The sequence below is a fragment of the Gammaproteobacteria bacterium genome, from assembly GCA_013697705.1.
Lineage (GTDB): Bacteria > Pseudomonadota > Gammaproteobacteria > UBA6002 > UBA6002 > UBA6002.
In genome coordinates this window covers 100,490-127,203 of sequence record JACCWJ010000002.1, presented here as the reverse complement: position 1 = coordinate 127,203, position 26,714 = coordinate 100,490, and the positions used below count along the sequence as shown (strand labels likewise).

Annotated in this window: 21 protein-coding genes; 11 read left to right on the top strand and 10 right to left on the bottom strand. The window is 39.5% G+C overall.

Annotated features, from left to right (window positions below; genetic code table 11):
* Positions 1-232: 232 nt before the first annotated feature.
* The gene (locus H0U71_00595; GenBank protein MBA2653550.1) at positions 233-1,411 is read right to left on the bottom strand and encodes an integrase; all 1,179 of its coding nucleotides are present in this window, start codon (positions 1,409-1,411) and stop codon (positions 233-235) included.
* A gap of 249 nt (positions 1,412-1,660) precedes the next feature.
* On the opposite strand from H0U71_00595, the gene H0U71_00590 reads away from it, so the two are divergent.
* On the top strand, positions 1,661-3,217 hold the full coding sequence (locus H0U71_00590) for a hypothetical protein (protein MBA2653549.1): 1,557 nt from the start codon (positions 1,661-1,663) through the stop codon (positions 3,215-3,217).
* Here the strand turns inward: H0U71_00590 and H0U71_00585 are convergent.
* The 5 genes from H0U71_00585 to H0U71_00565 are packed head-to-tail and all read right to left on the bottom strand — an operon-like array spanning position 3,214 to position 9,980.
* Positions 3,214-5,193: an ATP-grasp domain-containing protein gene (locus H0U71_00585; protein MBA2653548.1), complete on the bottom strand. Its 1,980-nt coding sequence runs from the start codon at positions 5,191-5,193 to the stop codon at positions 3,214-3,216. The two genes, H0U71_00590 and H0U71_00585, sit on opposite strands and share 4 nt — an antisense overlap.
* Positions 5,190-5,993, bottom strand: coding sequence for an enoyl-CoA hydratase/isomerase family protein (locus H0U71_00580; protein MBA2653547.1), 804 nt, complete (start codon positions 5,991-5,993; stop codon positions 5,190-5,192). The genes H0U71_00585 and H0U71_00580 overlap by 4 nt, the downstream gene beginning before the upstream one ends.
* A 10-nt stretch (positions 5,994-6,003) precedes the next feature.
* A complete protein-coding gene (locus H0U71_00575) occupies positions 6,004-7,611 on the bottom strand; it encodes a methylcrotonoyl-CoA carboxylase (protein MBA2653546.1) in 1,608 nt (535 codons plus the stop codon).
* 12 nt (positions 7,612-7,623) lie between these two features.
* The gene (locus H0U71_00570) at positions 7,624-8,805 is read right to left on the bottom strand and encodes an acetyl-CoA C-acyltransferase (protein ID MBA2653545.1); all 1,182 of its coding nucleotides are present in this window, start codon (positions 8,803-8,805) and stop codon (positions 7,624-7,626) included.
* An 11-nt stretch (positions 8,806-8,816) separates the two neighbouring features.
* Complete coding sequence (locus H0U71_00565; protein ID MBA2653544.1) at positions 8,817-9,980, bottom strand: isovaleryl-CoA dehydrogenase; 1,164 nt, start codon at positions 9,978-9,980, stop codon at positions 8,817-8,819.
* 53 nt (positions 9,981-10,033) lie between these two features.
* Here H0U71_00565 and H0U71_00560 point away from each other — a divergent pair, with 53 nt between their 5' ends.
* Complete coding sequence (locus H0U71_00560) at positions 10,034-11,041, top strand: quinone-dependent dihydroorotate dehydrogenase (protein ID MBA2653543.1); 1,008 nt, start codon at positions 10,034-10,036, stop codon at positions 11,039-11,041.
* 64 nt (positions 11,042-11,105) lie between these two features.
* Here H0U71_00560 and H0U71_00555 read toward each other — a convergent pair whose 3' ends face one another.
* From H0U71_00555 to H0U71_00540, 4 genes are all read right to left on the bottom strand, one after another.
* Positions 11,106-12,359: a hypothetical protein gene (locus tag H0U71_00555; protein ID MBA2653542.1), complete on the bottom strand. Its 1,254-nt coding sequence runs from the start codon at positions 12,357-12,359 to the stop codon at positions 11,106-11,108.
* 133 nt (positions 12,360-12,492) lie between these two features.
* On the bottom strand, positions 12,493-13,383 hold the full coding sequence (locus tag H0U71_00550) for a 5'-nucleotidase (protein MBA2653541.1): 891 nt from the start codon (positions 13,381-13,383) through the stop codon (positions 12,493-12,495).
* Positions 13,384-13,477: 94 nt separating this feature from the next.
* Complete coding sequence (locus H0U71_00545; GenBank protein ID MBA2653540.1) at positions 13,478-16,849, bottom strand: UvrD-helicase domain-containing protein; 3,372 nt, start codon at positions 16,847-16,849, stop codon at positions 13,478-13,480.
* Complete coding sequence (locus H0U71_00540; protein ID MBA2653539.1) at positions 16,846-19,488, bottom strand: PD-(D/E)XK nuclease family protein; 2,643 nt, start codon at positions 19,486-19,488, stop codon at positions 16,846-16,848. The genes H0U71_00545 and H0U71_00540 overlap by 4 nt, the downstream gene beginning before the upstream one ends.
* A 122-nt stretch (positions 19,489-19,610) precedes the next feature.
* Here H0U71_00540 and H0U71_00535 point away from each other — a divergent pair, with 122 nt between their 5' ends.
* The 9 genes from H0U71_00535 (at position 19,611) to H0U71_00495 (ending at position 26,713) form a co-directional block, all read left to right on the top strand.
* Positions 19,611-20,117, top strand: coding sequence for a peptidyl-prolyl cis-trans isomerase (locus H0U71_00535; GenBank protein ID MBA2653538.1), 507 nt, complete (start codon positions 19,611-19,613; stop codon positions 20,115-20,117).
* Complete coding sequence (locus tag H0U71_00530; protein ID MBA2653537.1) at positions 20,110-20,802, top strand: M48 family metallopeptidase; 693 nt, start codon at positions 20,110-20,112, stop codon at positions 20,800-20,802. Before H0U71_00535 ends, H0U71_00530 begins: the two co-directional genes overlap by 8 nt.
* Before the next feature lie 82 nt (positions 20,803-20,884).
* The gene (locus tag H0U71_00525) at positions 20,885-21,181 is read left to right on the top strand and encodes a DUF3862 domain-containing protein (GenBank protein ID MBA2653536.1); all 297 of its coding nucleotides are present in this window, start codon (positions 20,885-20,887) and stop codon (positions 21,179-21,181) included.
* 2 nt (positions 21,182-21,183) lie between these two features.
* Positions 21,184-22,320 carry an ABC transporter permease gene (locus tag H0U71_00520; protein MBA2653535.1) on the top strand — a complete coding sequence of 379 codons (1,137 nt, stop codon included), beginning with the start codon at positions 21,184-21,186 and terminating at the stop codon, positions 22,318-22,320.
* Between the two features lie 9 nt (positions 22,321-22,329).
* Positions 22,330-23,136: an ATP-binding cassette domain-containing protein gene (locus H0U71_00515; GenBank protein MBA2653534.1), complete on the top strand. Its 807-nt coding sequence runs from the start codon at positions 22,330-22,332 to the stop codon at positions 23,134-23,136.
* A 3-nt stretch (positions 23,137-23,139) separates the two neighbouring features.
* A complete protein-coding gene (locus H0U71_00510; protein MBA2653533.1) occupies positions 23,140-23,997 on the top strand; it encodes an MCE family protein in 858 nt (285 codons plus the stop codon).
* A 1-nt stretch (position 23,998) separates the two neighbouring features.
* Positions 23,999-24,640, top strand: coding sequence for a membrane integrity-associated transporter subunit PqiC (locus H0U71_00505; protein ID MBA2653532.1), 642 nt, complete (start codon positions 23,999-24,001; stop codon positions 24,638-24,640).
* 2 nt (positions 24,641-24,642) lie between these two features.
* A complete protein-coding gene (locus tag H0U71_00500; GenBank protein MBA2653531.1) occupies positions 24,643-25,158 on the top strand; it encodes a hypothetical protein in 516 nt (171 codons plus the stop codon).
* Between the two features lie 265 nt (positions 25,159-25,423).
* Positions 25,424-26,713: a hypothetical protein gene (locus tag H0U71_00495; GenBank protein MBA2653530.1), complete on the top strand. Its 1,290-nt coding sequence runs from the start codon at positions 25,424-25,426 to the stop codon at positions 26,711-26,713.
* Position 26,714: the final 1 nt, after the last annotated feature.

Sequence of the window (26,714 nt, the reverse complement as noted above, 5' to 3'; positions counted from 1 at the left end):
ACGCGTTGCCTCATTGAAAAGTGTTACCGAAGGAAGAGAATCGTTGCCTCACAATTGAGGTTACCCAATTTGTTTGTTAATAATGTAACTATCTGCCTGCTGTTGCCTGTGGGCCCTCATTAATAGTGTGAATAACTATTTGAGGCTTATTACTTTGAGCTTATCAATTATTTTTTTAGTTATCCACACTATTAATGAAGTCCACAGGTATTTAATAACTTTATTTTTTCCTTTATATTCGTTGCCGGACATTATTGGAGATTTTCACAAAATGAAATATCTTTTTTAGCTTAGTTTCGATCGCTTTTTTAAGCTCAAAAGGATTGAGGGTCTTAAAACGTCTTTTCAGCAATGCTTTCATTTTTTTATCTACATAGTCAGATTCTATTAATCGTTGATAAGGTGTTTTTGGTTCGTAATATTTCCTCCTGTATTTAGAATTAACTTTTATCTTTGTTTCAAGCTGCATGCTTGGGTAGAAATAATTTACTAATAATGACCATTCATTTTTATACAGATCATTCATCATAGCGACAAGACAAGGGCTATCAAATCGATCATAACCAAACAAATGACGTACATGCGTCCAATTTTTCTGCTCTACGTGTGCGTTGTCATTTTTACGATAGGGCCTTGATCGTGTGACTTGAACAGCGTTTTTTTCACGTTCTTTGAGATAACGAATCAAATGCCAATTCAAAAACTCGCTGCCGTTATCACAGTCAAAACCCCTTAAAATAAAGGGTAAATTGCATTCTATATCTTTGATTTGTTCAGTGACCCCCTCTGCTCCCTTGTTCCAAGTCGCTCGAATCTCGGTCCAGCAACTATTAATATCCGTTAAAGTGATACTCCAAACAAAATCTCCTGCGGTACTATTTCCACAATGGGCAACGGTATCTGCTTCTATAAACCCAGGCTGTGTAACGTCCCAGTGATCTGTCTTTATTTCAATTTGATTTTTTAAAAGTCTTCCTGGCTTAGTACCCGATAAACCATGTCTTTTAGTTTTTATCTTTACTGACTTTAACAAGCGATCAATTGTGGCTGGACTCATTGCGAGCAGTTGTGATTTAATTTTTTTTGGCAACGGTTCAGATGTTGACTCATAAAACGGTAGCCATAGCGGTATGGCATGTTTGAGCCTCTTGCCACACATTAAATCCGTTGCTAGCCATATCTCCTTAAGAGGCATTAATAAGACATCCGACACATAATTAGTCTTTCGACCAGTACGTTGCTTTTTAGGTTTATCTATCTGATTTAGTCTTCTAACAACGGATTTTCGATGTAAGCCATACTCCTCGCAGAGCCTGTCTAAAATCTGGGTTTTGAGGGATCGGCGCTTCGAGTAGATATAAACTCGCTGTAACTGGTCAATAGGGTGCAGCTTCTTAGGTCGCTTTTTCATCGTTGACTCCTACTTACTCGGTAACAGTAAATATGAGGCAACGAATGCTTTTTAGCCTATTTTCTTACACCCTTCGGTAACATTAATTGTGAGGCAATTCGCAAATCGCTGTTAGAGCATGTCGCTTAATATTTATTTAATATTTAAAGAGTAAAATGAGCGGTTTTCCCTGCAGAAATAAAACCATATTAGTTATCTCTGGTTGGTAAATACAATGCAATATTCCAAACCCTATAATGAGGCGAGACAGTGCCAAATTGGTTTAAAATTTATGACTATACCCCTAATTATGCGTACATGTGGAAAGATGACAGCTATCGTGACTTCCAAAACTCTCCGAAAACTAGACAAGTAAGTGTTAAATTTGGCAACAACATCCTCAATAATAATAATTTAAGAAATACTAGATGTCTCTGGGTTGAAAGTTTTTATATTGTTGAACTAAGAAACGTGAATAATGATCTTGTACTTCGAGATGTGGTGATATCTATTAAGGACGCCGTCATTGAGAAATTAACTCAAGCTTTGGTTCAAGCTAAAATATCAATCCTTGATAAAAAAAATCTAGATAACAGCGAAATAGCATTTTCTTGTCTACAAAGAGACAAATTATATCAAGTGCTCGCATTCATTAATGACCTAAATCGGTTTGATCCTGAGGTTGTCACTTCAATTACTGAATTCTTCTTTACCAATCCATCGAGCTACAATGCTGAAAAATTCAAAAATTTAATAATGCGTCCCGTAGAATATGTGCCACCCGCTTTATCGACGCTTTGTGTTTGGACCATGAAACGGAATCCAACTTTCTATTCTATCCAGTCTTTGAATGCACTACCTAATGATATTTATGATAAATTCTCTATGAAACCCTTTATTGAAAATAGATCACCTTTTAAAGTTGTTAGGGAAACTGATTTTACGATTATCCGGAATTCATTGGACTCAATTACATTTGTTTACCTTGAAACCCTAATTATAGATATCAAATCAATATATCCCAAGTTGGATAAAATAATAGAAACTCAGGAATCAGAACAACATACATATTTTATTGTGACTGATCCAAAAAATGCAAACAGTCGAGAAATCATCGCAAGCTTGAATAAAGCAAAGAGAAACTATACCAATAATATTGAATCAAATAATAGATTTTTATTCTCTGACCTTGTGATGGTTGAAAAAAATGGTAACTCATTCTTAAAAGAAGAGTACCAGCTTTCGATATTGAAAAAAAAAGGCAGTGTATCATCTGCTAACGCTGGACGATGTTTCGAAGTTTCTCAATTTCAGCTGCAAATGTTAGAAGATATGAAACAGGATTTATCTGATGGTGAATTACAAGAAAAACAAATACAGTATGGCTATTTAGCAACCGAACGCAAAATTGATTCAGAAAAAGTTGCAATTTTTACTATCCATAAAAATAAGAAGATAGTCGCCACACTTATAGCAACTGCATATTCAACAGGGGAATGTCCTCAGTCTAAACGCCTAGTATATATTTCAGACTTAGCAATTGAACCTTTGCTAACTTCGGATGCTAAGTTTGTTTGCGCTTTGGTGGCGACAGTTTTTAAAAAATTACCCAATCTTTTCCCAGGAGCACAGTTTGCAATTTTTGAAACACCAACCAATCCCAGTGTTAATTTGACTGTTTGTTTAAACAGGATAATGGCGAAGGAAATTTGTGAGCGCTTAGGAACAGAAGCGCAAGAAAAATTGGGCTTTTTTCCATTTAAAATGGATATGTCTCCACAGAATTCTACTGAGTCTGAAGCCACGGTGAAATACCGAAAATGTTAGGCTTCAAACTCAATAAGCTCTGAGCCTTCCTTGATTAAATCACCCATTTTGAAATAACATTGTTTTACAATTCCATCTCGCGGTGCGTAGAGAGTATGCTCCATCTTCATGGCTTCTATGACTATGAGTTTGTCACCTTTAGTTACTTTTTGTCCTGAATTTACCAGTAACGCGACAATTGTTCCTGGCATAGGCGCCAATAGTTGTTCTTCATGTTCATGAGTTACCTCTTCTATAGTAGCTTCTTGCCGCGCTAGAAAATAGTATTCACCTTGGGTAATAATTTCTATTTTAGCGCCTTGGCAAAAAATTTTAGCCTGCCACAGCTGATCACTTACTACCATTATGAGTTCATAAACCGTCTCAGTTATGGCAGAAAACTTTACTAGATTGCATTCAAGGTTTTGGTCATCAGTCTGTATGATGAATTTATTTTTTTCTTGAATAACTCTTGCTGTAAGGTGATCTGCAAAATGAAACGTTAGACAAGGGGGGAAATATAACTGCCAGCCATTGTGAATATTCCAGGGAGAATTGCTGTCGTTGGACATAGTTTTTGTAACGTTTTGCTCAATTGTGTGCTGCATTAAAAATAAGCTCGCTATGGCAACGACTTCGGAAGGAATCGTTGACTGTAGACTGAAGTCTTCTTGTTGCAAAAATTGCGTATTAAAATTCGACTCAATGAATTTTTTATTTTTGAATATATTTTTCAGTAATGGGATATTAGTTTTTATACCAAAAATAAAGGTGTCATCTAAAACAGCCTGTAAATATCTAATCGCTAATTTTCTATTTTCGCTCCATACAATTAATTTAGCCAATAATGAATCATAATAGATATTAACAATATCGCCTTGTGCATAACCACTATCTATTCGAAGCTGCGAAAAATCAGTGGGAAATTTAAAGTAATGCAATGCACCGGAGGAGGGTAGGAAATTATTTTGCGGATCTTCAGCGTTAAGACGCGCTTCTATGGCATGCCCTTTGATAGTTGCTGTGGCAAATAACTTCTCACCTGCCGCGATGCGCAGCTGCCATTCTACAATATCGATGCCAGATATCATCTCGGTGACAGGATGCTCTACCTGAAGACGAGTATTCATCTCCATAAAATAAAAAGCATCATCTTGTAGTAAAAACTCAATGGTGCCCGCATTAGTATATTGGATTGCCTTAGCAGCAGTGACCGCTGCCGTTAACATTTTTTCTTCTAATTCAGGCGAAATATTAGGCGCGGGTGCTTCTTCTATAATTTTCTGATGTCGTCTCTGGATAGAACAGTCACGTGTCATGAGCGTCTGAACGGTGCCGTGCTTATCGGCAAGAACTTGAACTTCTACATGTCTTGCATTCGCTAAGTACTTCTCTATTAACACTTTTTCATCATTAAAAAAGGCCTTGGCTTCTCTTCGCACGGCGTGGTAAGCAGGCTCAAATTCATCAATATTGTCGACCAGGCGTAATCCCTTACCGCCACCTCCAGCGACGGCTTTTAACAAAACAGGATAGCCCATTTCGCTGGCAGCATTTTTTAAACCTTCAAGTGACTGGTTATCATCATAATAACCAGGAAGCGTCGGCACTCCATGCTGGTTCATCACTTCTTTGGCAATATTTTTGTTTGCCATTAAATTGATAGCAGCAGAGTGGGGGCCAATAAAAACAATATTTGCGTCCTCGCATGCTTTAGCAAACGCACTATTTTCTGAGAGAAAACCATATCCCGGATGGATGGCTTGTGCGTTCGTTTTTTTTGCTATAGCGATTATTTTGTCAATATTAAGATAGCTGTCCTTACTTGCAGGACCACCAAGGAGATAAGCTTCATCTGCCATTTTAACATGCAGTGCATCGCTATCAGGTTCTGAAAATACAGCAACAGTTTTAATGGCTAATTTGTTTGCCGTGCGCATTATGCGACATGCAATTTCACCACGATTTGCAATTAAAATTTTTGTAAATAGTGTCATTTGATTGATTCTCCCCCGTTCGACTTTGCCCATTCGGGGTCACGTTTTTCAAGAAAAGCACTTAAGCCTTCTTGAGCTTCAGCAGAGGTTCTTACTTGCGCAATAATAAGCGCTGTTTCATTCAGTAAAGCGTCATCAACAGAATTGAAACGCGATACCAATTTTTTTATAGTAAGCAGAGATTGTGGACCGTTTTTTAACAAAGACCTGGCTAGATTAATTCCATTCGAAAAAACATCTTGACTGCAAATGTCATGCACTAGTTTTATGTCTCTTGCTTCAACAGCAGTGAAAATTTTGGCGGTTAAAAAATAATATTTTGCTAAGCGAGGACCAATTGCTTGAATGACATAAGGCGCAATGGTAGCGGGTACTAAGCCTAATTTAGTTTCGGAAAAACAAAAACGCGCTGCTTCTTCTGCAATTACAATATCACAACAGGCTAATAAACCTACACCACCGCCCATGGTAATTCCTTTTGCCAATGCAATTGTGATTTTTTCCATATTAGATAATGTTTTCAATAATTCTACTAACTGCATAGCATCTGCAAGATTTTCTTTTTCAGAATATTGGATCATTTTTTTCATCCAATCTAAATCAGCGCCGGCAGAAAAATTTTTACCACTTGCATAAAGGATAACAATTTTAATTTTGTTATCTTTTTTAAAATCCAATAATGCTGCAGTTAATTGCAGTATCATTTTGTCATCAAAAGCATTATGACGATCGGGGCGATTTAGCGTGATCATGCCTATGCCACCAGGATAATAATCTACAAGGACAGTGTCGTTATTCATATTTTTTCCGTTACATTCTAAATATGCCGTATTTAGTAGTTTGAAGAGGAGAATTTAATGAGGCCGAAATAGATAGGCCTAGTACTTTGCGTGTATCAAGCGGATCAATTATTCCATCATCCCACAACCTTGCACTGGCATAGTAGGGGTTTCCTTGAGTTTCATACTGCGACCTAATTTTATCCATGGATGCTTGTTTTTCTGCATCGCTCCAAGCGAGGTTTTGTCTAAGCTTTTTGTCTTGAGTGACTTGAGATAATACATGAGCAGCTTGTTCCCCACCCATTACAGAAATGCGAGCATTTGGCCACATCCATAAAAAACGAGGTTCATAGGCTCGACCACACATAGCGTAGTTGCCTGCTCCAAAACTGCCTCCAATGATAACAGTAAACTTAGGCACTCTAGCGCATGCTACCGCCATAACCATTTTTGCGCCATGTTTTGCAATGCCTTGTGCTTCATAGTTTTTACCCACCATAAAACCCGTAATATTTTGCAAGAAGACTAGGGGGATTTGTCGTTCATTGCAAAGCTCTATAAAATGAGTGCCTTTTAGAGCAGATTCGGTAAATAAAATTCCATTATTGGCAATGATGCCTACCAAATAGCCATAAATTCGTGCAAAGCCGCAAATTAAGCTAGGTCCAAATAAGGCTTTGAATTCATCAAATTCGGATCCATCTACAATGCGCGCAATAATCTCTTTTATATCGTAGGGTTTGCGTGGATCTACATTAATAATCCCATATAAGTCTTTGATATCGTAGAGAGGTTCTTTCGGTTCAACCCTGTCGAGAGATATTTTTTTTGATCGATTCAAATTGCTCACTATTTGTCTTGCAATAGAGAGGGCATGTTTATCATCGTTAGCTAAATAATCTGCTACGCCCGATATTCTGCAGTGCACATCTGCTCCGCCTAATTCTTCTGCGCTGACTACTTCGCCCGTTGCTGCGCGAACAAGGGGAGGTCCACCCAGAAAAATGGTGGCCTGATTTTTAACCATTACTGATTCATCCGCCATGGCAGGAACATACGCGCCCCCAGCAGTGCAAGAACCCATTACCACTGCAATCTGCGGAATGTTTTTTGCTGACATGTTAGCTTGATTATAAAAGATGCGACCAAAATGATCTTTATCAGGAAATACTTCATCTTGCTTTGGCAAAAATGCTCCGCCTGAATCTACTAGATAAATACAGGGTAAATTATTTTGTTCTGCAATTTCTTGGGCCCGTAAATGCTTCTTGACAGTGATGGGGTAATAAGTGCCGCCTTTCACCGTAGCATCATTTGCGACAATCATGCATTCTTGTCCTGACACTTGCGCTATTCCGGTAATGATGCTGCCTGCAGGCACTTTTTCATCATATAATTCGTATCCTGCTAATGGGGAGAATTCTAAAAAAGGCGAACCTTTATCGATTAAGTAATTAATTCGTTCGCGGGGTAACAATTTGCCGTGTTCAAGATGTCTTTGTCTGGATTTTTCATCTCCCCCCTGTTGGATGTCGGCTATTATTGTCTTAAGCTCATCCACAATTTCTGACATTGCTTGGGTATTATCATGGAAATTGTCACTGTTGGTATTCAGGGAAGAAGTAATTATTGGCATAGTTTATTCTCATTAAATAAGTTCAATGGCGATGGCAGTAGCTTCTCCACCGCCAATACACAATGCAGCGACGCCTCTTTTTAATTTATGATGTTTGAGTGCGTTAATCAAGGTGACTACTATTCGAGCACCTGAAGCGCCGATAGGGTGTCCCAGTACACAACCTCCGCCATGAATATTCACTCTATCTTCGGGAAGGTTTAATGCTTTTATTGCATTTAAGGTAACTACGGCAAATGCTTCATTGATTTCCCACAAGTCTACCTCAGTTACTTGCCAGTTTAATTTATGCAATAATTTTTCAATCGCATAGACAGGTGCGGTGGTAAATAAATGCGGTGCTTGTGAATGCGTCGCATGCGCCAATATTTTTGCGATAGGTTGAACGTTCATTTTTTCTGCAGTGGCTCTGCGCATTAATGTCAGCGCCGCGGCGCCATCGGAAATTGAACTAGAGTTGGCTGCAGTGACGGTTCCTTCTGGAGAAAAGGCTGGACGAAGTAGAGGAATTTTCTCGGGTTTGGCACTGGAATAGCCATCGTCAATTTCTACGATTAACTCACCTTTTGCGGTGTTTAAGGTAACCGGCACTATTTCATCTTTAAAAATATTATTTTCAGTCGCAAACGATGCTCTTTTTAAAGAGGTGAGGGCGTAGTTATCTTGTTGTTCACGGCTAAATTTTTCGGTTGCGGCACATCTATCGGCAAATACTCCCATTAACGTATTTTTTTCATAGGCATCTTCGAGACCGTCAAAAAACATGTGGTCTATAACTTGCTGATGTCCTAAGCGATACCCCGCACGTGCTTTTGGAAGTAAGTAGGGCGCATTGGTCATGCTTTCCATCCCTCCTGCAATAATGATATCTGCAGAGTCTGCTGTTAAAATATCAAACCCTAACATGATTGATTTCATTCCCGAGCCACACATTTTATTGATAGTGGTACAATCAACACTGGTGGGCAATCCAGCCTTTAGTGCGGCTTGTCTTGCAGGCGCTTGCCCTAAACCTGCAGGTAAAACGCATCCCATAATTACCATTTGTGGATCATTCAGCGACAGATGTGAACGTTCAATTGCACCCTTAATCGCAATTGCACCTAAATCAGTTGCAGAGAGATCCTTTAATGACCCTTGGAAATTCCCAATAGGGGTGCGAACTGCGCTGGTAATAAAAATATCTTGTGTCATGAATTTCCTCGCTACTTTTCAAACTCTTTGAACAACTCTCGTGCAATGAGAACACGACGAATCTCTGAAGTACCTGCCCCTATCTCATATAATTTTGCATCGCGTAAAAATCGGCCAGTAGGGTATTCATTTATATAGCCATTGCCGCCAAGACATTGAATGGCTTCGAGTGCAACTTGTGTGGCATTTTCTGCGGCATACAGGATAGCGCCCGCTGCATCTTGGCGCGAAATAGTGCCGCGATCGCATGCATCTGCTACAGCATATACATAAGCGCGACATGCACTTAACGTGCTATACATATCGGCCAATTTTCCTTGGATCAATTGAAACTCTCCAATCGCTTTGCCAAATTGTTTTCGTTCTTGAACGTATGGAATAACAACATCTAGGCAACTTTGCATAATGCCCAGGGGGCCGCCTGCTAAAATTACACGTTCATAATCTAGGCCGCTCATCAATACCCGCACGCCACCATTTAAAGTACCTAACACATTTTCTTCTGGTACTTCGCAGTCTTCAAAAACTAATTCACAGGTATTGGATCCTCGCATACCCAATTTATCAAGTTTTTGTGCGGTGGAAAATCCAGAATATTCTTTTTCAATAATGAAAGCGGTGATGCCATGAGATCCGGCGTGCGGATCGGTTTTAGCATATACAATGAGGATGTCAGCATCGGGACCATTGGTCACCCACATTTTGGTGCCATTTAAAATGTACACGCCATTTTTTTTCTCTGCCTTAAGCCGCATGCTAACAACATCAGAGCCCGATCCAGATTCACTCATGGCGAGGGCACCCACATGTTCCCCTGTGCATAATCTTGGCAGATAACGTTGTTTTTGTTCAGGTGTGCCAAATCGTCGAATTTGGTTTACGCAAAGATTGGAATGGGCGCCATAGCTCAAACCAATGGCAGCTGAACCCCGACTAATTTCTTCCATCGCAATGACATGTTGCATATAACCCATATGGGAACCGCCAAATTCTTCTTCGACAGTGATTCCCAGTAACCCCAGTTCTCCGAGTTTAGGCCAAAGATCGCGCGGAAAAGAATTCTCATGATCCACTTGAGTCGCAATCGGCGCAATTTCGTCGCGCACAAAATTTTGAACTGTTTGACGTAGCAGCTCTGATATTTCATCGCCGCGTATATTTAATCCTTGCAACATAGTTTCTATCCCTCTTACTATATCTGATCGTCATTATCACTTCAGGATTAGAGATGAACTACAACCTAATTCGCTCTCTGCTATTTCTCTTAAACCCAGAATTGTCCCACAATTTTTCACTAAAAGCGATGAAGTCACTCGAGCAAATTGGGCTGCTAAATCATTTTATAACTAAAGCTGCCTCCACTCCCAGAAAACTTTTGGGACTCACCTTTGAGAACCCGGTGGGACTTGCGGCAGGCCTAGATAAAAATGGGGATTATATTGATGTATTAGGTTCATTAGGATTTGGCTTTATCGAGATAGGAACCGTTACTCCGAAACCCCAATCAGGTAACCCAAAACCACGTATGTTCCGCTTAGAAAAAGATCAGGCTATCATTAACCGAATGGGATTCAATAACAAAGGTGTTGATCATTTAGTCGGTCAAGTTAAGAAAAAAAAATATCAAGGTGTACTTGGAATAAACATTGGTAAAAATGCAACCACCGCAATAGAGAATGCCATTCAAGATTATCTGTATTGTTTAGACAAAGTGTATGCTCATGCTAGTTATATAACGATAAATATTTCTTCCCCGAATACCCCTGGGCTGCGTAGTCTGCAAGGCACGGAACATTTGACATCTATGCTGGGCGAACTCAAAAAAAGACAAGATCAATTGGCTAATCAGCACAATAAATATGTCCCATTAATAATTAAAATTTCACCGGATCTTAATTCTCAGGAAATTATTGATATGGCAGGGGCATTTTTAGAAAATAAAATAGATGGAATTATTGCAACCAACACGACATTAGATCGCATTAATTTAAATAGTATCTATGCAAACGAAAGCGGTGGTCTGAGCGGACAACCGTTATTTGATAAATCCACGCAGGTACTCAGCCAGTTAAAAAAACTTGTCAACGGTCAAATTCCTATTATTGCAAGTGGTGGAATAATGTCGGCTGATCAAGCAAAAACTAAAATTGAAGCGGGTGCGGATTTAGTGCAGTTGTATACTGGGTTTATCTATCAGGGTCCTAGTTTAATTGCTGAATGTTGCAAAGTGATGTAAGTAAAAACTCGTCGATACGTCGCTCGGCGCTGTAATCTTCCTCGTCGAAAAAAATACTCTACCATCACATTTTATATGACGAACTATTTTGCATAACGTGGCCCTCAAAGTATTCCTGCCCCATCTCAATTAATCCATCAATTCCTTGATAATTTTGAATGAGTGTTTCACCCCAGCCGGATATTTCAAGATATTGTAGAGAAGAGGACTCATTTTTTAGAGCTTCAAGAGATGAAATATAATCTAAACCTAGCTCCCCATAATCGCTAGCTTCTTCTAAATTTCGCGTTTCTCTAATTACCGTGAAACAAATATTCATGCAAAGAATATCTCCTAAAATAGGATAGTGCTGCTTAAGTTGTTCTCCGTAGACAATTGCTTTGCGAAATTCTTTTGCTGCAATCTCTCGATTAATTAATGCATCGCTCGCAGTAAAACTGCCTAATGCAGCTGCGGTTTCATAGTCACCTTTTGAGTAGGGAATGATAAATTTGGGAGTAATTATTGTAAAATTAATTTCATCAGCAAAGTGAGTTTGATCAATTTCGGTCGGTGTAACCACCAGATAAATCTCTTCATCTAAATGTTGGCCCAGGTAAAGCAATTCATCTTCAGCAAAGATCATGTCGGTATTTGCGTGCTTAGTACCGCCTGTCAAATTCTGAACCTTTTGCGCTGCTCTCCCTTTAAGAAAGAAAAGGATAAGATGCAGCCATTCCCAAATTTCACCGGGAGCAGCAAGCCCAAGCTGTTGAGCATTTTTCGTCGCACTTCCTTCTTGGGGGGTAATTCCTTTCTTAACCATGGTTGAATTTTGATCTGGGATGCCGTTAGTTCCTCGTTTGAGGCCCTTACGACGCTGCTCAAGCATTTCTTCTATGAGTTCATTTGTAATAGTAATAGCTTCAAATTTCAGGGCTGTAGTATTTTCAAGGTTATTACGGACGTTTTCAGGGATTAGTGGGACAGTATTCCTAGAAATTTCGGTCACCGTGGCATTAGAATAAATTAAAAGAAATCCTACCGATTTATCTAGTAAATATTTATGCCCATCGGGACTAATTACATATTTTGGACGTTTTTGGGGTGTATTGGAAGGAGATCCTACTTCAGCAACGGGGCGGTTGCCGGGAATTTCGTTAAATTTATTAAGTATTTGTTGTTCAAACTCACCCTGATCGACGCCACTCGGCACAATGTTTTTATCTAGAAGTGCTGCAGTTTTAAAGTTGTCCTCGTCTTTACGGACCCGCATTTTGAGATAAGGATTAGCTTTGTGTCTCGCTTTCGTGGAAGCCTTTTCTGTTTTAATTTTCATAGCTTCTCTTGTTTTGTTAAAAATTAATAGTTATTAGGTCTGTTTGATGAAAATAATGTCATACTCAATGAATTCTAGTCAAACAATGCTGTATTTTACGAGAAATACTTAAAATGTCAATCAGTATAAGCACTTAGCTATTTACTATCCCGTGCGGGACATGCCCGGTCGTTACGTGCTTATTGGCTGATTGGCAGTGCACTTCTTGATCATCAAAAAAAACATCTGCCCCGAAGGCATGTAGGAACTCTCCTTTCTCTAATCCACCTAAAAAGATGGCTTCGTCAATCCGAATGTTCCAAGCTCGGAGGGTTCTAATCACTCTTTCATGTGCGGGAGCTGACCTTGCTGTGACTAAGGCGGTGCGAATCGGTGAATCCTTAATGTCATAATGATTTTGCAATCGATGGAGGGCAGATAAAAAACCCTTAAATGGGCCTCCTGAAAGAGGAGTGTGGGCGGCTTCGATCTCACTTTGAGTAAAGGCAGTTAAACCTGAGGCTTGGTAAATTTTTTCTGCTTCGTCCGAAAAAATAACGGAATCGCCATCAAATGCAATGCGTAATTGTTCGCTTTGAGATAAATGACTGCACCCCGCAAGAATGGTAGCGGCGGCACAATTAGCGGCGAGCGCTTTGCGCACATCTTCCGTATTCGCTGATAAAAACAAATGCGATCCAAATGCTTTGATATAGGGATAAGGACTTTCACCACTGGTGAAAACAGCGCGTGAAATATCTAATTTATAGTGTTGAATACTATTGAAGATTCTTAAACCAGTATCAGCGCTATTACGGGAAAGCAAAATCACCTCAACATGAGCGCATTCTTGATTCAAGTTCAAAAATTTTTGCACTAAGGAAAAAGCAACTCCCGGCTGAAGAATTTCATTTTCGTGTTCTATTTGATAATTAGAATAGGCATCAACCCCTTTTGTTTCAAAAACAAGATTACTTTCGTCTAAATCGAATAGCGCTCGAGAAGAAATAGCCACTATTAATTTATCAGTAATATTTTGCGTCATTGTCACCTCTTGTGAATTTCTAACCATAAAGTAACTATTCAGGACTAATTTTTGAATTTTGCTCGAACGTTCAGTTTTACGCTGAATTTAAAAGTTAATGTTGGTAATCCCACTCGCACCATCCAGAAAATAGAGGAAAATAGAGGCCTAATTTTATCGGTCTATTTTCAAGTAATCTTATAACCTTAGCATAATTTTGCAGCTGTTCAGTATAACGAGCTTTAGCTTTAACTAAAAAAAATGTTTCATCTTCAGCTAATAATTCTGAAGTTTTGTAATCGATTATCCATCTCACTCCCTGTTTATCCACAAACGTGCGATCAATAATACAGCGTAATATTTCATTGTCACTGGATAAGGAGAGTGAAAACTCATTTCTTGCATCAGAGTGATCACTTGAGAGTATCCATTGGCCACGTGGATCACGTAACATATTAGTAACAGCGGTTTCAATGATCGTTAGCGCATGCTCTAAATTATCTTGCACAACACCCTGCTGAAGCAGTTTTTTTCGCCATAACTTTCGCTCTAACTGCCATTCAATTTTTTCTAAATCAAGCGTTACATTTGCGGCAATTTTTTGCAGGAATTGATGCACAACGGTTCCGATATGATTTAGAAAAGGGGCTGACCAGCTGAATTGATTATTTGAAATATAAATATTGTCAGGCTTAACGGTGGGCAATAAATCAGGTAACTGCCACTCTAAGGTCAATCGTTTTAAAAGTAATGGAGCTTCCATTTCTAACGTGGGTTCAAGTAAGGGAGTGGGCACTACTGCTTGATCAAAAGTCGCCTGTAACGTTGGCCAAAGCAGATGTAAAAAACTTCCAGATGAGGGAGCTTTAAATTCATCTTTATCATTTTTATAGAGACTGCCGATTAAATGTAGCTTTGTTTTAGTGCGCGTAGCGGCTACATATAAAAGCCTCGTGACTTCATACTGATTTTTTAAGGTATTATGATTACGCACATAGCGATAGATGGGATCGAACTGTTCTTCTAACGATTTGATAGGCGCTAGCACTAAGTCCATTAGTCCTCTATTATTTTGCCGTTCTAGCCAGATCAATAATCGGCTTTCATCTAAGGCAGGCCTTCTTTCTAACGCAGGTAGTATTACGACATCAAATTCCAATCCTTTCGCTTTATGTATCGTCATCAGATGAACTTTTGCATCTGCAGAAGCGCTCTGCCCATAGGCGCGCTCCAGCTTTTGTTCCAATTTTTTAAAATCGATTATAGAGTCATCTGCAAAATGTTCTAATAAATTGAAATAAGCTTCGGTATTGAATAATTCATGTTGTTCTTCGAGGCACGCGGGTCCTCCAAGTTCATACCAGGTATAAGCCACCCAAGCACGCAGATTATCACGTGATCGTTCATTAATTGCATGCTGCAAGATCGGTATCACTCGTAATATCCGTTGTCGTCCGTCAGCGCTGAGTGCGACTAATTGAGAATATTCTTGTAGCGTTTGCCATAGCGTGGCCTCCTTATTGTGATTTGCAATAATGTACAAATCTTCTAAACCCAGCCCACACCAAGGTGCTCTCAAAATAGCTAACCAGGCAATTCTGTCGGCCATATGCGACAATGCACGCGTTAAAGCAAATAAATCTTGAACTGCGGTAGAGTGAATTAATTTTTCAATTTCCACCGCGTGAAAATTTACATTGGCATTTTTTAAGGTCGGAATAATAGTGTGAAGATGGCTTCGCGATCGAACTAAAATCGCAATAGTTTTTTCCGCGTCCTGATTCTGCTCGCGTTTAATTACATCAACAATTAGAGTTGCTTCGTCAGTATCCAAAGGATCTAGTAAGGGATGAATGCAGACTTCTGCACTCGTCTGTAAGTTGTCAAAAGCGGTAGCTGCAGCAAAGGAAATTGCGCCCAGCTCACTGTTTTCCTCCTTAGGAAAAATTGCAGCAAATGTGTTATTGAACCACTCGATTATATTTGCTTCCGATCTAAAGTTTACTTCTAACGTCAAGGGGATTAATTGGATTGAGCCAATGCCATTTTGCTTCACTCGAAGAAAAATACCCACTTCGGCTTCACGAAAACGGTAGATAGATTGCATAGGATCACCTACCAAAAATAAGGTTCGTCCGTCTCCTTTCTGCCAGCCGGCTGTAAGTAATTCAAGTAAGCGGTATTGAGTAACTGAGGTATCTTGAAATTCATCCACTAACAAATGTTGAATTTGATAATCAAGATTTAGAGCTAAATCACTCGGATTTTCGGGGTCGCCGAGTGCATGAATAGCGCCTTGTGCAATAGCAATAAAATCTGTGACGTTGCGTTCTTGAAAGACAACATTTAAATGCGCTGCCAGCACTGGCAGCAGCTGGGTTAGCGAACTTACAATCTGCCACTGATTTGCAGAATAGCAGGGTGGCGGCAGCAGTAAAATATTCTTGAGCGCTAGACGCAATGCATCATTTTCACTAAAGCGGTTAAGTAGACGTGTAATACGCTCCTTCATATGTTTAAAGAGTAATTCTTCTTCAGCATTCAGCGCATTGTTAGCGGCTGGAAAGCCACAGTTTTTGTTTACTGCGCGCCGCCATTCAAATGCACCGGTTAGTAATAGCTGTGCTATACCTAGCCATTTCTCTAAATGCTCAAGTTTCACTTCAGGGAAATGGCGCAAATTTTCGCACGAGCGGATGGCTGATTTTTTTTCGACATCGCTGATCATTTTTGCTGCAAAAGAGCTAAGGATTACAAGTTCTTGCTTCTCTTCCTCAGAAAAATGTTTTAGTGCTACCTGCAAACTATCTAAAATAATATTTTGCAAACTTGTTTCTAACACCTGTCGTGAGTCACTTACATTGCGATGCTGCATAATATACGGCAGCCATTGATCACGGCGACTTAACATTGCCATAAACATATTTTCTGCAAGCAGATAATTGTTATCGAGGTGCAATAATAATTCCACTAGAGAGTCAGTATAGGGACTTAACTCATCTAACGAGGCGAGTAACGAATGGACCGCTTCTTTATATAATGGCCCAGCATCCTCTACTACCTGCGGCACTGTCCCAAAATGGGAAACGATAGGTGCTGATTTTGCGATGCGGGCACACAAGGCATCAATGGTAGTAATACGTAATCGATTCGGATTTTGCAGAAGATTCCAGTGTGCTGATTTGTCGCGCTCCAATACAAGGCGAGCCAATTGCCAGGTTTGCAATGCATGTGCTTTTTCTGGGGGACTGTTTTGGTGTGCATTTTGTAAGGCTTCTAAAACTCTCGCACGCATTTCAGTCGCCGCTTTTCGAGTAAACGTGATAGCAACAACTTCTTCTGGCACATTTCTAACAGCGGCTAAAAGCACTAAAAATCGTTGTGTTAGTAATTCAGTTTTTCCTGACCCCGCAGGCGCTTGAATAATAAAAGAGTGAGAACCATCTAATGCAGATGCCCTCTGCTTAATATCTTTCACCGCTGTCATATTTTTTTCCTAGAATGATGCGATTGTCTATCGTTTACTCTGCAAAGCTCTTGGAAATGACAATACTGACAAGTGCTGGGGATTTTAGGGGAGACTTGTGCATTGCCATGACAGAAATCATCGGCAAGTTGATAGAGATTGGTTTTCCAATATTCCATTAAGCCAGTAAAGTTTTGAAACTCATGGTCTTTGAGTCGGTCAATGGTGATTGCTCCTGGAACAATATCATTATGCGCTGTAAGGCCTCTAAAGCTCATTTCATCTAAACGCACTAGTGCAAATAAAACTCCAGAAATGACTTGATCTGAGAGAACAGAATAGAGTGGTAACTGGGGTTCATCAGGTCTTTGGGTAAACCAATCAAGTAGAGAGGGTCGGCCTGTTTTGTAATCAATAATTAAATGAGATCCATCTAGCAAGCGATCAATACGATCAATTTGAACTTGAAGCTCTAAAGAACCAAGATGCGCAACTTGTTGTTGTTCACAACTGACAACCTCAAATGGCTGCCTAAGTTTTTCAATAGCTAACCATTTAAAAAGTAGTTTTTGTAAGCGCTTTTTTTCCAGTGTCAGTAAACCATTTTTAAGCGTAAAAGGTTTTTTCTTGCGTGCTTTAGCCAGAGCTATCTCTACAGTTTCAACAATAATTGCATTCAAAGCGCTGTCTTCTAAGGAGCAAAGCGTTTCGTGAGTTTTAATTTTGTTCCAAAGATGCGCCAAGATGTCATGAACGATAGAGCCACGCTCATGAGCAGCAAGCCCCATTTGCAAATCATCTAGTGGCCTTGCATGTAAACGAAACTTTGCAAAAGCTTGGAAAGGACAGGCTGCTTGTGCTTGAAAAATTGAGCTTCCTCCAGCGACAAATGTATTCGTTATTGCTGGCCCCATGTCATCATTAAAATATTCTAATTTTTTAGTGGCAAAGATTTTTTTTTCAATAGAGTAAAATGGCGTAACAGCATAATTTGTGAGAGGCAGATTTTCTATTAAAGGACTTACTTTGAGCGGTCTATCGCCATCGAATTCATGATGACTAAAAATTATTGTGTCAGCATTTTGTATGAATCGTTTAGTCACACCTAAGCTGAATTGAAGTTCGCGTTCAGAGGAGGAGTGAGGCATTTCATAGCGCCTTTGCACCTCGACAGGAATGAATGGGTTCGGCGAAGCAGGGGCCGGCCATGTTTCATTATCTAGCCCTGCAATCCATAAATGGTCGAAAGCAATACCGCTTGCTTCTAACACCCCTAAAATTTGTATGGGTAAATCCGCACTTTTCGGCTGAAATAAAGTAGCTTTAGTTAACTGTTGTAGCATTTTGAGTGTGTCGCTAAATGAGAGATCAGCAACAAATTTGTCTAGTGCAATAAATTCATCCAACAATTTTTTGAAGCGTTCGATTAATTGAAATTCCGTACTGTTTAGACTCCGATCTCCGGGCCACCCCAGAGCGCTAAGTTGTTGCACGAAAATTTGGCACCAGCTTGGCACAGACATTACTTGGTTCGCCGGGACCAGTATTTTGGTTATCACCGCAAGACATTTCTGTAGCACTGGAGTGCGATCTAACAAATTGCTGGATGTAAGATGTGCTAGTGTTATTTTTTTCTCACCAAAAGATCGAAGTCGTGCATCCAATTTTGCTCTGGCATTTAACTCACTTTCTGCGCCAATAATGAATGGACTGCGCAACAAAGCACTTATATCTTCAAGATTAACCTCGGAATAATTTAGCGCTAAAATTGTGAATACCATTTGGATAAGTGAATACTGGTCTAATCGATTGGCAGCTGAAATATTAAAGGGAGGTTGTGGAAAATGATGGTGTAACTCTTCTGCGTAAAAAACATCCTGAAAAATGCGGATAACCTGATTTCTTTTCTCCGTTAGATTGGGAATCACGCAGCCAATAGTCATCTCTGGATGCTGCTTTAATTCTTTATAAGCCCAGCGGGCCATTGCTTGCAATTCTTCTTGCGACTCTAAAAAATGAAGACGCCTAGGTTCTGCTGTTTTAGGAGAAAATTGAAAATTTTCTATGGCAACTAAATTTTGCAGGGTTTTCTGGAGGTGCATTATAATCGGAGATATTTCATCAAAGCCGATAAAATAAATTTTTGTGGGTAAGGGAAAAAACACATTGTTTTCTTGTAATGTCTTAACAAATAATTGAAAAATAGTTGCTCGGGTAACGCAATTGGCTGCTGCACATTTTTGCTGGAATGCCTTAACCCAGGTTTTGAATACTTGAATATCTTCTGCCCTTGAATCAACTTCAGCTAAATCTACTAACCAATAGATCAATAAACGCCACGTGTCTTTTGCGACTCGCGCGGTTGCTGAAACATTGAGTAAATCCTGGCTTGCGGGTGATTCAGTTACAATTGACTCCCACAGAACTTGTTCTTGAAAGTCGGATAATTGCATGCGTGAATCATCACTAAATTGATGCCAAGTTGACTCTATCCAGGTGACCAAAGGCATTATTGGTAGTGTTTCCCACGCTGAATTTCCGAGGTCAATTTGATATTGGTCATACTTTTTTTGGAGATAAACAGCGAGACGGCGATTCGCCGTCAGTACGAGATCTTGTGCCGTCACAGTTGCTAAGAAGTGTTTGATAGTCCTCTCCATCACATTAGTTGACTATGTCTAATATAAATTTAAAATGGCACCTTGCTGAATCTCGCTAAAAGCCGCGGGAAGACAGCTCTGCAGCTTACCTGATTCAAGATCACGACATTAAGGAAGAAAGTATGATTACTTTAATAACAAATTTAGGCACTATTGAGTTAGAACTCGATAACGAAAACACCCCAGATACAAGTGCAAATTTTAAAAAATATGCCGAAGCAGGGCATTATAATAACACAATTATGCATCGAGTCATTCCCGGGTTTGTTGTTCAAGGTGGGGGCTTTGAGAACGGTATGACCCAGAAAAAGACCCGAGCTCCCATTAGTAACGAAGCAAAAAAGGGCATAAAAAATCATCGCGGTACGGTAGCGATGGCGAGAACCGGCGACCCTCATTCTGCGACATCTCAATTTTTTATTAACTTAAAAGATAACCACTTTTTAGATTACACCTCTGAAACTCCACAAGGGTGGGGATACTGTGTGTTCGCAAAAGTTGTGAAAGGTCTAGATATAGTTGACAAAATGGCACAAGTTGCAACAACGACCAAGTCTGGCCATGAAAATGTTCCTGTTGAAGATATCATTATCGAAAAAGTAGTTGTGGATGAAAAGCTTGATGCCTGATTGGCCTCCGCCTTATACAATTAAAAAGAGTTTAAATAGTAAACGGATTTCTCTACGTATTTCTTCAAGTAAGGGATTAGTTATTGTTATCCCTAAAAGGGAAAGCCAGAAAAGAGCAATAGAGTTTTTAAATTCTAAGTTTAATTGGGTACAGAAGCATCTACACTTATTACAGTCAAAAAATAACTTAATCACGGTGCCAGAAACAGTATTTCTTTGCAGTATCAATGAAACCTGGACAATTGACTACTCGCCAGAAATGGGGTGCCGTGCAATTATCGGTTGTGATGAGCAACAAAAAAGAATACGACTTAAAGGTCCGATTGAGGCAACCATCCCTTTATTAAAAAAATGGCTACGTACTAAAGCAACGCGACATTTATTATCCATGCTCGAAGAATGTAGTCAAAAAATTGGACTTCCCTATAATCTTGCAAAAGTAAGATATCAAACTTCTCGTTGGGGCAGTTGTTCTAAAGCTAAAAATATTAGTCTCAATTGTAAATTGTTACTCTTGCCCTTTGAAATAACTCGGTATGTCATAGTGCATGAACTCGTTCACACCATCGTTTTTGATCATTCTGCTCTTTTTTGGAAGGAAGTGGCAAGAATAATCCCAGACTACAAAGCGTTGCGCCAGCAGCTTAAAACTATAGAACAGCAACTGCCAAATTGGGTATACTGACCCACATATTATTACCCTCTCACCACTCATTTTTGACATCCTGGAAAGAAAGGGGTGGGTTTTTAATTAAAGATGGATACTTATGAATAGGATTACCAAGCTACTCGTTACCCTAGTCCTTGCCTTAGTGCTTGTCTCCTGCACATCAAGTATCAATAAAAAAAATTTCGATCTCATCGAAAGTGGCATGACCTATCCAGAGGTTGTCGCCATTCTGGGTGAACCCAGTACTAGCGCCACTCTCAGCTTAGGAGACTCAACTGGCACCAGTACCTACTGGGAAAATAGAAACGGCAAGATATCTATTCAATTCATTAATGGTCGGGTAAAGATTAAGCAATTTGTAGAGGGTGTCACTACACCACGAGAGGAGTGGTAGACATGGATAGGGCGTACATACATCCCCTAAAGCCAGCAGATATAAAATTAGAAGACAATCACCTTTACATTAAAGGTGATTGGACTAAACACCATATAAATTTGATACAGAAAAAATCTAAAAGAATACGCCGCATCTCTGGCCGAGAACTTACATTAGATGCATCACAGCTAGGTCGTCTTGATACAGCAGGCGCTATCACCTTACAAAAATTAATCAACCGAATAAGCAAAAAATGGCTTACTCCTAACATGGTTGGGTTTAACAATGAACATCAGGCCTTACTCCAATTAATTGCTGGCAAGGAAGAAAGCTTATCGCATATTCCTAAAACGCCCCCTCCTGAAAGCGTTTTTACCTCCATTGGCAGAGAAACGATAAAGAAAATAGTCCAGATTAATGCATATTTAGCCTTTCTGGGCCAATTTGCCATAATGTTCTTTCATTCCATCCGACACTTCAGTGAGTTGCAGTGGCGATCCTTCCTCAATTCCATTAATGAAATGGGTTACCGGGCACTTCCCATCATCGCTTTGTTGTCATTTTTGATAGGAGTGGTACTTGCTTATCAATTGGGTGTTCAATTAGAAACCTATGGGGCCAATGCCTATATTGTCAACTTGCTCGGGCAAGCTGTACTAAGAGAATTTGGGCCCTTGATTACAGCAATAATTGGAGCGGGCAGGACTAGTTCTGCCATTACAGCACAGCTCGGAACGATGAAAATAAATCAAGAGATCGATGCGCTCAAAACCATGGGCTTTTCCCCCTTTGACATTCTCGTTATTCCCCGTGTCGTCGCCTCCCTGGTCGCCTTTCCTTTATTAATCCTCTGGGCCGATATTTTTGGAGTGATGGGTGGCATGATAATGACCAAGGCTTTTTTTGGCACCCAATATGGAGATTTTTTAAGTCGTTTTAGAGATGTAGTAGATGTAAACACATTGTTGGTCGGACTAAGTAAAGCCCCCGTGTTTGCATTAATTATTTCAATGGTGGGTTGTTTTCAGGGACTCAACGTGTCAACGACGGCTGATAGTGTAGGTATTCAAACCACCAAAAGCGTGGTTCAGGCCATCTTTCTAATTATTATTGCAGACGCTATTTTTTCCATCGTCTACAGCAAGTTAAATATTTAGCGGAAGCTTATGATAAAACCCACGCAACACGACAAAGAAGTAATCATCAAAGTAAGTGATGTCACGTTAAGAGTAAACCACCAAGATATTCTGAAAGATATCAATGTCGATATTTATAAGGATGAGATTTTTGGCATAGTGGGGCAGAGCGGTTGCGGTAAAACCACGTTACTTAGAAGTATCTTAATGCTCGATAACGTAAGTAAAGGCTCTATTAGAATTTTTGGTAAAGACATCACACGCATTACTGAAAAAAAGGCGATCGACATTCAGCGACGTTGGGGAGTTATGTTCCAACAAAATGCCTTATTTAGCTCGCTTACTGTTCTTGAAAATGTGTTGTTTCCACTGCGCACTCAAACAGATCTACCTCTAACGTTACAAAAAGAAATTGCCTATCTTAAAATAGCGTTGGCAGGCTTACCTCTGGATGCGGGCAATAAATATCCGTCTGAATTAAGCGGTGGGATGGCGAAAAGAGCAGCGCTTGCGCGGGCAATTGCATTAGACCCAGAACTACTTTTATTAGATGAGCCTGGTTCTGGCCTTGATCCTCATAGCGCTCAAGCGTTAGATCAGTTAATCTTAGACTTACGTAAAGCGCTAAATTTGACTATCATAGTAGTCACCCACGATTTAGATACTTTATGGAGAGTCACTGATCGTGTGGCTTTTTTAGGCGAAGGACAAATTCTTGCTACCTTACCTATCGATAAGCTGGTAAAAGAAAGTCATCCCAGTATTAAAGAATACTTTAGCGGACAAAGAGCAGAACGTACGCATGAATCTGAAACTTCAAAGCCTGTAAAGGAGTAGTCATTGGATCCAAAAGTCAATTACACTGCAGTAGGAATATTCGTCGTCGTATTATCGATGGTCTTGGCTGTGATTGTTTTTTGGTTATCGACGGAACATTCTAAGAAATACAATCTTTATCTGATTTATATGAAAGAATCGGTGGCAGGATTGACCAATAAAGCGCCGGTGAAATTCAACGGAGTGGATGTCGGGTATGTCGACACTATTCAGATTGACCCTAAGGACCCTCAAGAAGTCAAATTGCTCGTTAAAATAGACGAAAACACACCTATCACTCAAAGCACCACAGCTACTTTAATGTCTCAAGGTATTACTGGCGGTACTTATGTGGGGCTAAAGGCTAAGACCCCGAATGCAGCTCCTTTAGAAAAAGCTCCTTCTGAGCCTTATCCCGTAATCCCTTCTGAAGCTTCATTGCTAGTGCAACTTAATGAAGCACTGCGCGAAGTCACCACGGGTTTAAGGGGAATGAGTGAAGGCTTTAAAGGTATTAGTGCTACTTTTCAACAGGTGTTTAATCCCAAAGCATTAGCCTCAATACAAAATATTTTAGAAAAAACATCGCTCGCTAGTAGTCAATTTCCCGATGCTATGCTCAAAATTAGAGGCGCCACGGTTAGTCTCACTGCTGCAAGTGATCAAGTTAAAGCGACACTCCAAAGCAGCGAAGGATCCATTAGAAATTTTGATGTCGCCCTTAGAAGCTTAACAGAACAAACTCTGCCTGAAGTTTATCAAGCAGCAAATTCATTAAAGAAAACGCTCAACAATGTCAAAGGCATTACCTCACAAATGAAACAAAATCCTTCGGTGATTGTCCGAGGTACTCAACCACTTCCGCCTGGTCCAGGAGAATAATATGAAGGGAAGAGCAGGGTGGTTCATTTTTTTCTTATTGTTTTTACTCCAGGGCTGTGCAGTTAACGTTAACAATAATAGATATGCACTTAATAGTATATGTATTAACCCTCATGCGTGTAATTCCTGCTACACATTATTCGTTGCAGAACCTACCGCCCAGCCAGGTTATGATACGGATCAAATAATTTATTTACAGTGCCCGTATCAACTTAAAGCGTACAGTCGAAATCGTTGGGTTGCGCCTCCTAATGAAATGCTCACCACATTAATTTCTCAAAGCATGCGTAATACTTGTTTTTTCAAAGCAGTGGTTAATGCCCCCTTTACTGGCGAATCGCAATTTAGATTAGATACTCGACTCATAAAGCTGCAGCATGAATTTTTTTGCTGTCCAAGTAAGGTGCGCATGATTATGCACGCGGTTTTAGTCGACAATAACTGTCATCAAGCCATTGCTGAGAGAGTGTTTGAAGTAGTCGTGATTGCTCCCCAAAATAATCCTTATGGTGGGGTTCTTGCTGCAAATAAGGCCACACGCATTCTGCTGTCCCAAGTGGCCGATTTTGTAATTTGCTCTATACAAAGTCATCCTTCAATTCCTATTCCTAAACGTTTTTATAGAAATATCTCAAGGATGTGAAAATGCGAGCGTTGGTGCTCACAATTGGTGCTCTTATCGTTATTCTTGCTCTAAGTTCTTTATATCGGTGGGTTAACCCAACTATCTTACTGTCTCCTTTGCCCTCGAATCTAAAATTATTGGGCGTCATAGATATGGATGCTAGCCATGATTTCAGCATTAAAAGTGTGGCTAAGGGCAATGATATATTACTCGTTCTCGATGAAAATAATTTTGTTAATGAATTTATCCCCGCACATCCAGAATTAAGTAGCTATTACTCTAAGCCCTTCGACATCATGTATTATGACAATAATCATGATGGTGAAATCGATAGTCAGGAACCAATATGGGGTTATTTATATATTGTAATTTATAGTGATAATGGCGCCACTTACCAAGTAAGACCACTGAATGACGCTGGAATCCACGCTATTCTTGCCCGTCATCTAACACCAAAAGGCAATCATGAAGTTTTACTGACGGATGGAGACACTCGCATACTCTACGAAGAATTCCCCTCACTTTCGCGCTCTTAGCGGTCAACCTGGGGGCAACGTACATTTAACTCCTCTTAACTGAATAAGTCCTTGATTCTACTTCGTGTCATCAAGGCTACAATACCCTCAAAGTAGCCTGGATGTAGCGTAGCGAAATCCAGGGAAATTCAAGCCTCATAAGAGTTCTTTAAGTTTATTGAGGTAAAGTAATCATATTCTTTGGACATGACAAAATTTGTGCCATCGTTCAGTGATAGATACAGTCTCCATTTTTCATATAACCTACTATTTGTAAAGAGATTCCATGTTTAAGCCAGTAGAAAATAAGAAATTAACTAGTCATATTCGTTATACCCATGACTATGATTCGGTAATGCAATTCGTTAAAAAGAATAAAATAATCCCAGCAAAATTGATCGAATATGAGTCCTCTCCCCAATATCAAATAAAAATAAATTCCTTAAAAGAAAAGATTAGTGCAGTTAATTTAACAGATCCATTATTTTCCGATCCTGAATGCCAATTATATTTGATTTATTTATTCTCTAAAAAAGAAATTGCTTTCGATGATTTTTTTACTGTGAATATTTTTCTAATCGCATTAATGCAGTTCACAAATAAACAGTTTTTGAGGGATGAAGACCTCGATGTAAAAAGAGATGCAGAGGTCGCAGCGGTGTCTGTTAATGATAACGAGGTGAGAGAAGTATTTATTAGACGATTAAATATACATTTTGCCAGACATTTTAATACCCATGTAAACGAAGCAAAATTCAACAATGATATAGAGCAGTTGAATGATTTAGGCCAGCTTGTGATTAAAATAAAAAAGTTTGCTGAATTTAAAATAAATGAATTTACTCCACCAGACCAAGTACTGTTTTTGATGAATGGCTTTGCTAGTGATACCTCACTTATTGCTGAGGATAGTGCGTTTTATTATTTTCCATCTGCGTCTTTGTTGAATATTTTAACTTCTACTTTAAATCCTGACAATGGATTAAGATGCGCACCTTTTTTCGGCAGCATTGGTTTTGATACTTCATTCAAATTGAAACAGCAAGGTCTGCAGCCGGTTAGCTTATATTCACCTTATGTGGCTTCTAATCCACCCACCATTCATAATTATCGAAGTGGTCCGGTAGTTTCTTTATTGCACGATATTGCAGGGCATCTCTATTTAGCAAACTTTGTGCGTAAGAACCAACATCAATTTATATTTGAATATTTACTGCCCAAAGTGATGCAACATCTAAACATTGATATCAATCAGGTTACAAGTGGCGATTCGGAGTATATGGGCTTGTTTGCACTAATGGATCAAGTGACCCAGCTCATGAGGGGCGAACCTAATAAAAATGTTGATCCTGATAAATGGTTTATTGAATGTTTCAAAACAAATGCGTTAGGTATCAATAAAGGAATGGGCAAGAATACACAAGACATTTTTACAGCAATCTATGCTGATCGGGAATTAATTAAAGATAACTATCAGCTTGATATTGAGGATTTAGTCAAGCATCCGCTTTTTGGTCCTATAGGAATTGATCTATTAGAGTGTGTTACAAACAACAGAAGCATGCTTCATAATTAAT

Bases quoted from the DNA above. Each gene is read 5' to 3' on its own strand.
- H0U71_00555 (MBA2653542.1), bottom strand. From the start codon at position 12,359: ATGAAAATTAAAACAGAAAAGGCTTCCACGAAAGCGAGACACAAAGCT.
- H0U71_00595 (MBA2653550.1), bottom strand. From the start codon at position 1,411: ATGAAAAAGCGACCTAAGAAGCTGCACCCTATTGACCAGTTACAGCGA.
- H0U71_00495 (MBA2653530.1), top strand. From the start codon at position 25,424: ATGTTTAAGCCAGTAGAAAATAAGAAATTAACTAGTCATATTCGTTAT.
- H0U71_00580 (MBA2653547.1), bottom strand. From the start codon at position 5,993: ATGAATAACGACACTGTCCTTGTAGATTATTATCCTGGTGGCATAGGC.
- H0U71_00500 (MBA2653531.1), top strand. From the start codon at position 24,643: ATGCGAGCGTTGGTGCTCACAATTGGTGCTCTTATCGTTATTCTTGCT.
- H0U71_00560 (MBA2653543.1), top strand. From the start codon at position 10,034: ATGAACTACAACCTAATTCGCTCTCTGCTATTTCTCTTAAACCCAGAA.
- H0U71_00520 (MBA2653535.1), top strand. From the start codon at position 21,184: ATGGATAGGGCGTACATACATCCCCTAAAGCCAGCAGATATAAAATTA.
- H0U71_00575 (MBA2653546.1), bottom strand. From the start codon at position 7,611: ATGCCAATAATTACTTCTTCCCTGAATACCAACAGTGACAATTTCCAT.
- H0U71_00565 (MBA2653544.1), bottom strand. From the start codon at position 9,980: ATGTTGCAAGGATTAAATATACGCGGCGATGAAATATCAGAGCTGCTA.
- H0U71_00545 (MBA2653540.1), bottom strand. From the start codon at position 16,849: ATGACAGCGGTGAAAGATATTAAGCAGAGGGCATCTGCATTAGATGGT.
- H0U71_00525 (MBA2653536.1), top strand. From the start codon at position 20,885: ATGAATAGGATTACCAAGCTACTCGTTACCCTAGTCCTTGCCTTAGTG.
- H0U71_00540 (MBA2653539.1), bottom strand. From the start codon at position 19,488: ATGGAGAGGACTATCAAACACTTCTTAGCAACTGTGACGGCACAAGAT.
- H0U71_00570 (MBA2653545.1), bottom strand. From the start codon at position 8,805: ATGACACAAGATATTTTTATTACCAGCGCAGTTCGCACCCCTATTGGG.
- H0U71_00515 (MBA2653534.1), top strand. From the start codon at position 22,330: ATGATAAAACCCACGCAACACGACAAAGAAGTAATCATCAAAGTAAGT.
- H0U71_00535 (MBA2653538.1), top strand. From the start codon at position 19,611: ATGATTACTTTAATAACAAATTTAGGCACTATTGAGTTAGAACTCGAT.
- H0U71_00550 (MBA2653541.1), bottom strand. From the start codon at position 13,383: ATGACGCAAAATATTACTGATAAATTAATAGTGGCTATTTCTTCTCGA.
- H0U71_00530 (MBA2653537.1), top strand. From the start codon at position 20,110: ATGCCTGATTGGCCTCCGCCTTATACAATTAAAAAGAGTTTAAATAGT.
- H0U71_00505 (MBA2653532.1), top strand. From the start codon at position 23,999: ATGAAGGGAAGAGCAGGGTGGTTCATTTTTTTCTTATTGTTTTTACTC.
- H0U71_00585 (MBA2653548.1), bottom strand. From the start codon at position 5,193: ATGACACTATTTACAAAAATTTTAATTGCAAATCGTGGTGAAATTGCA.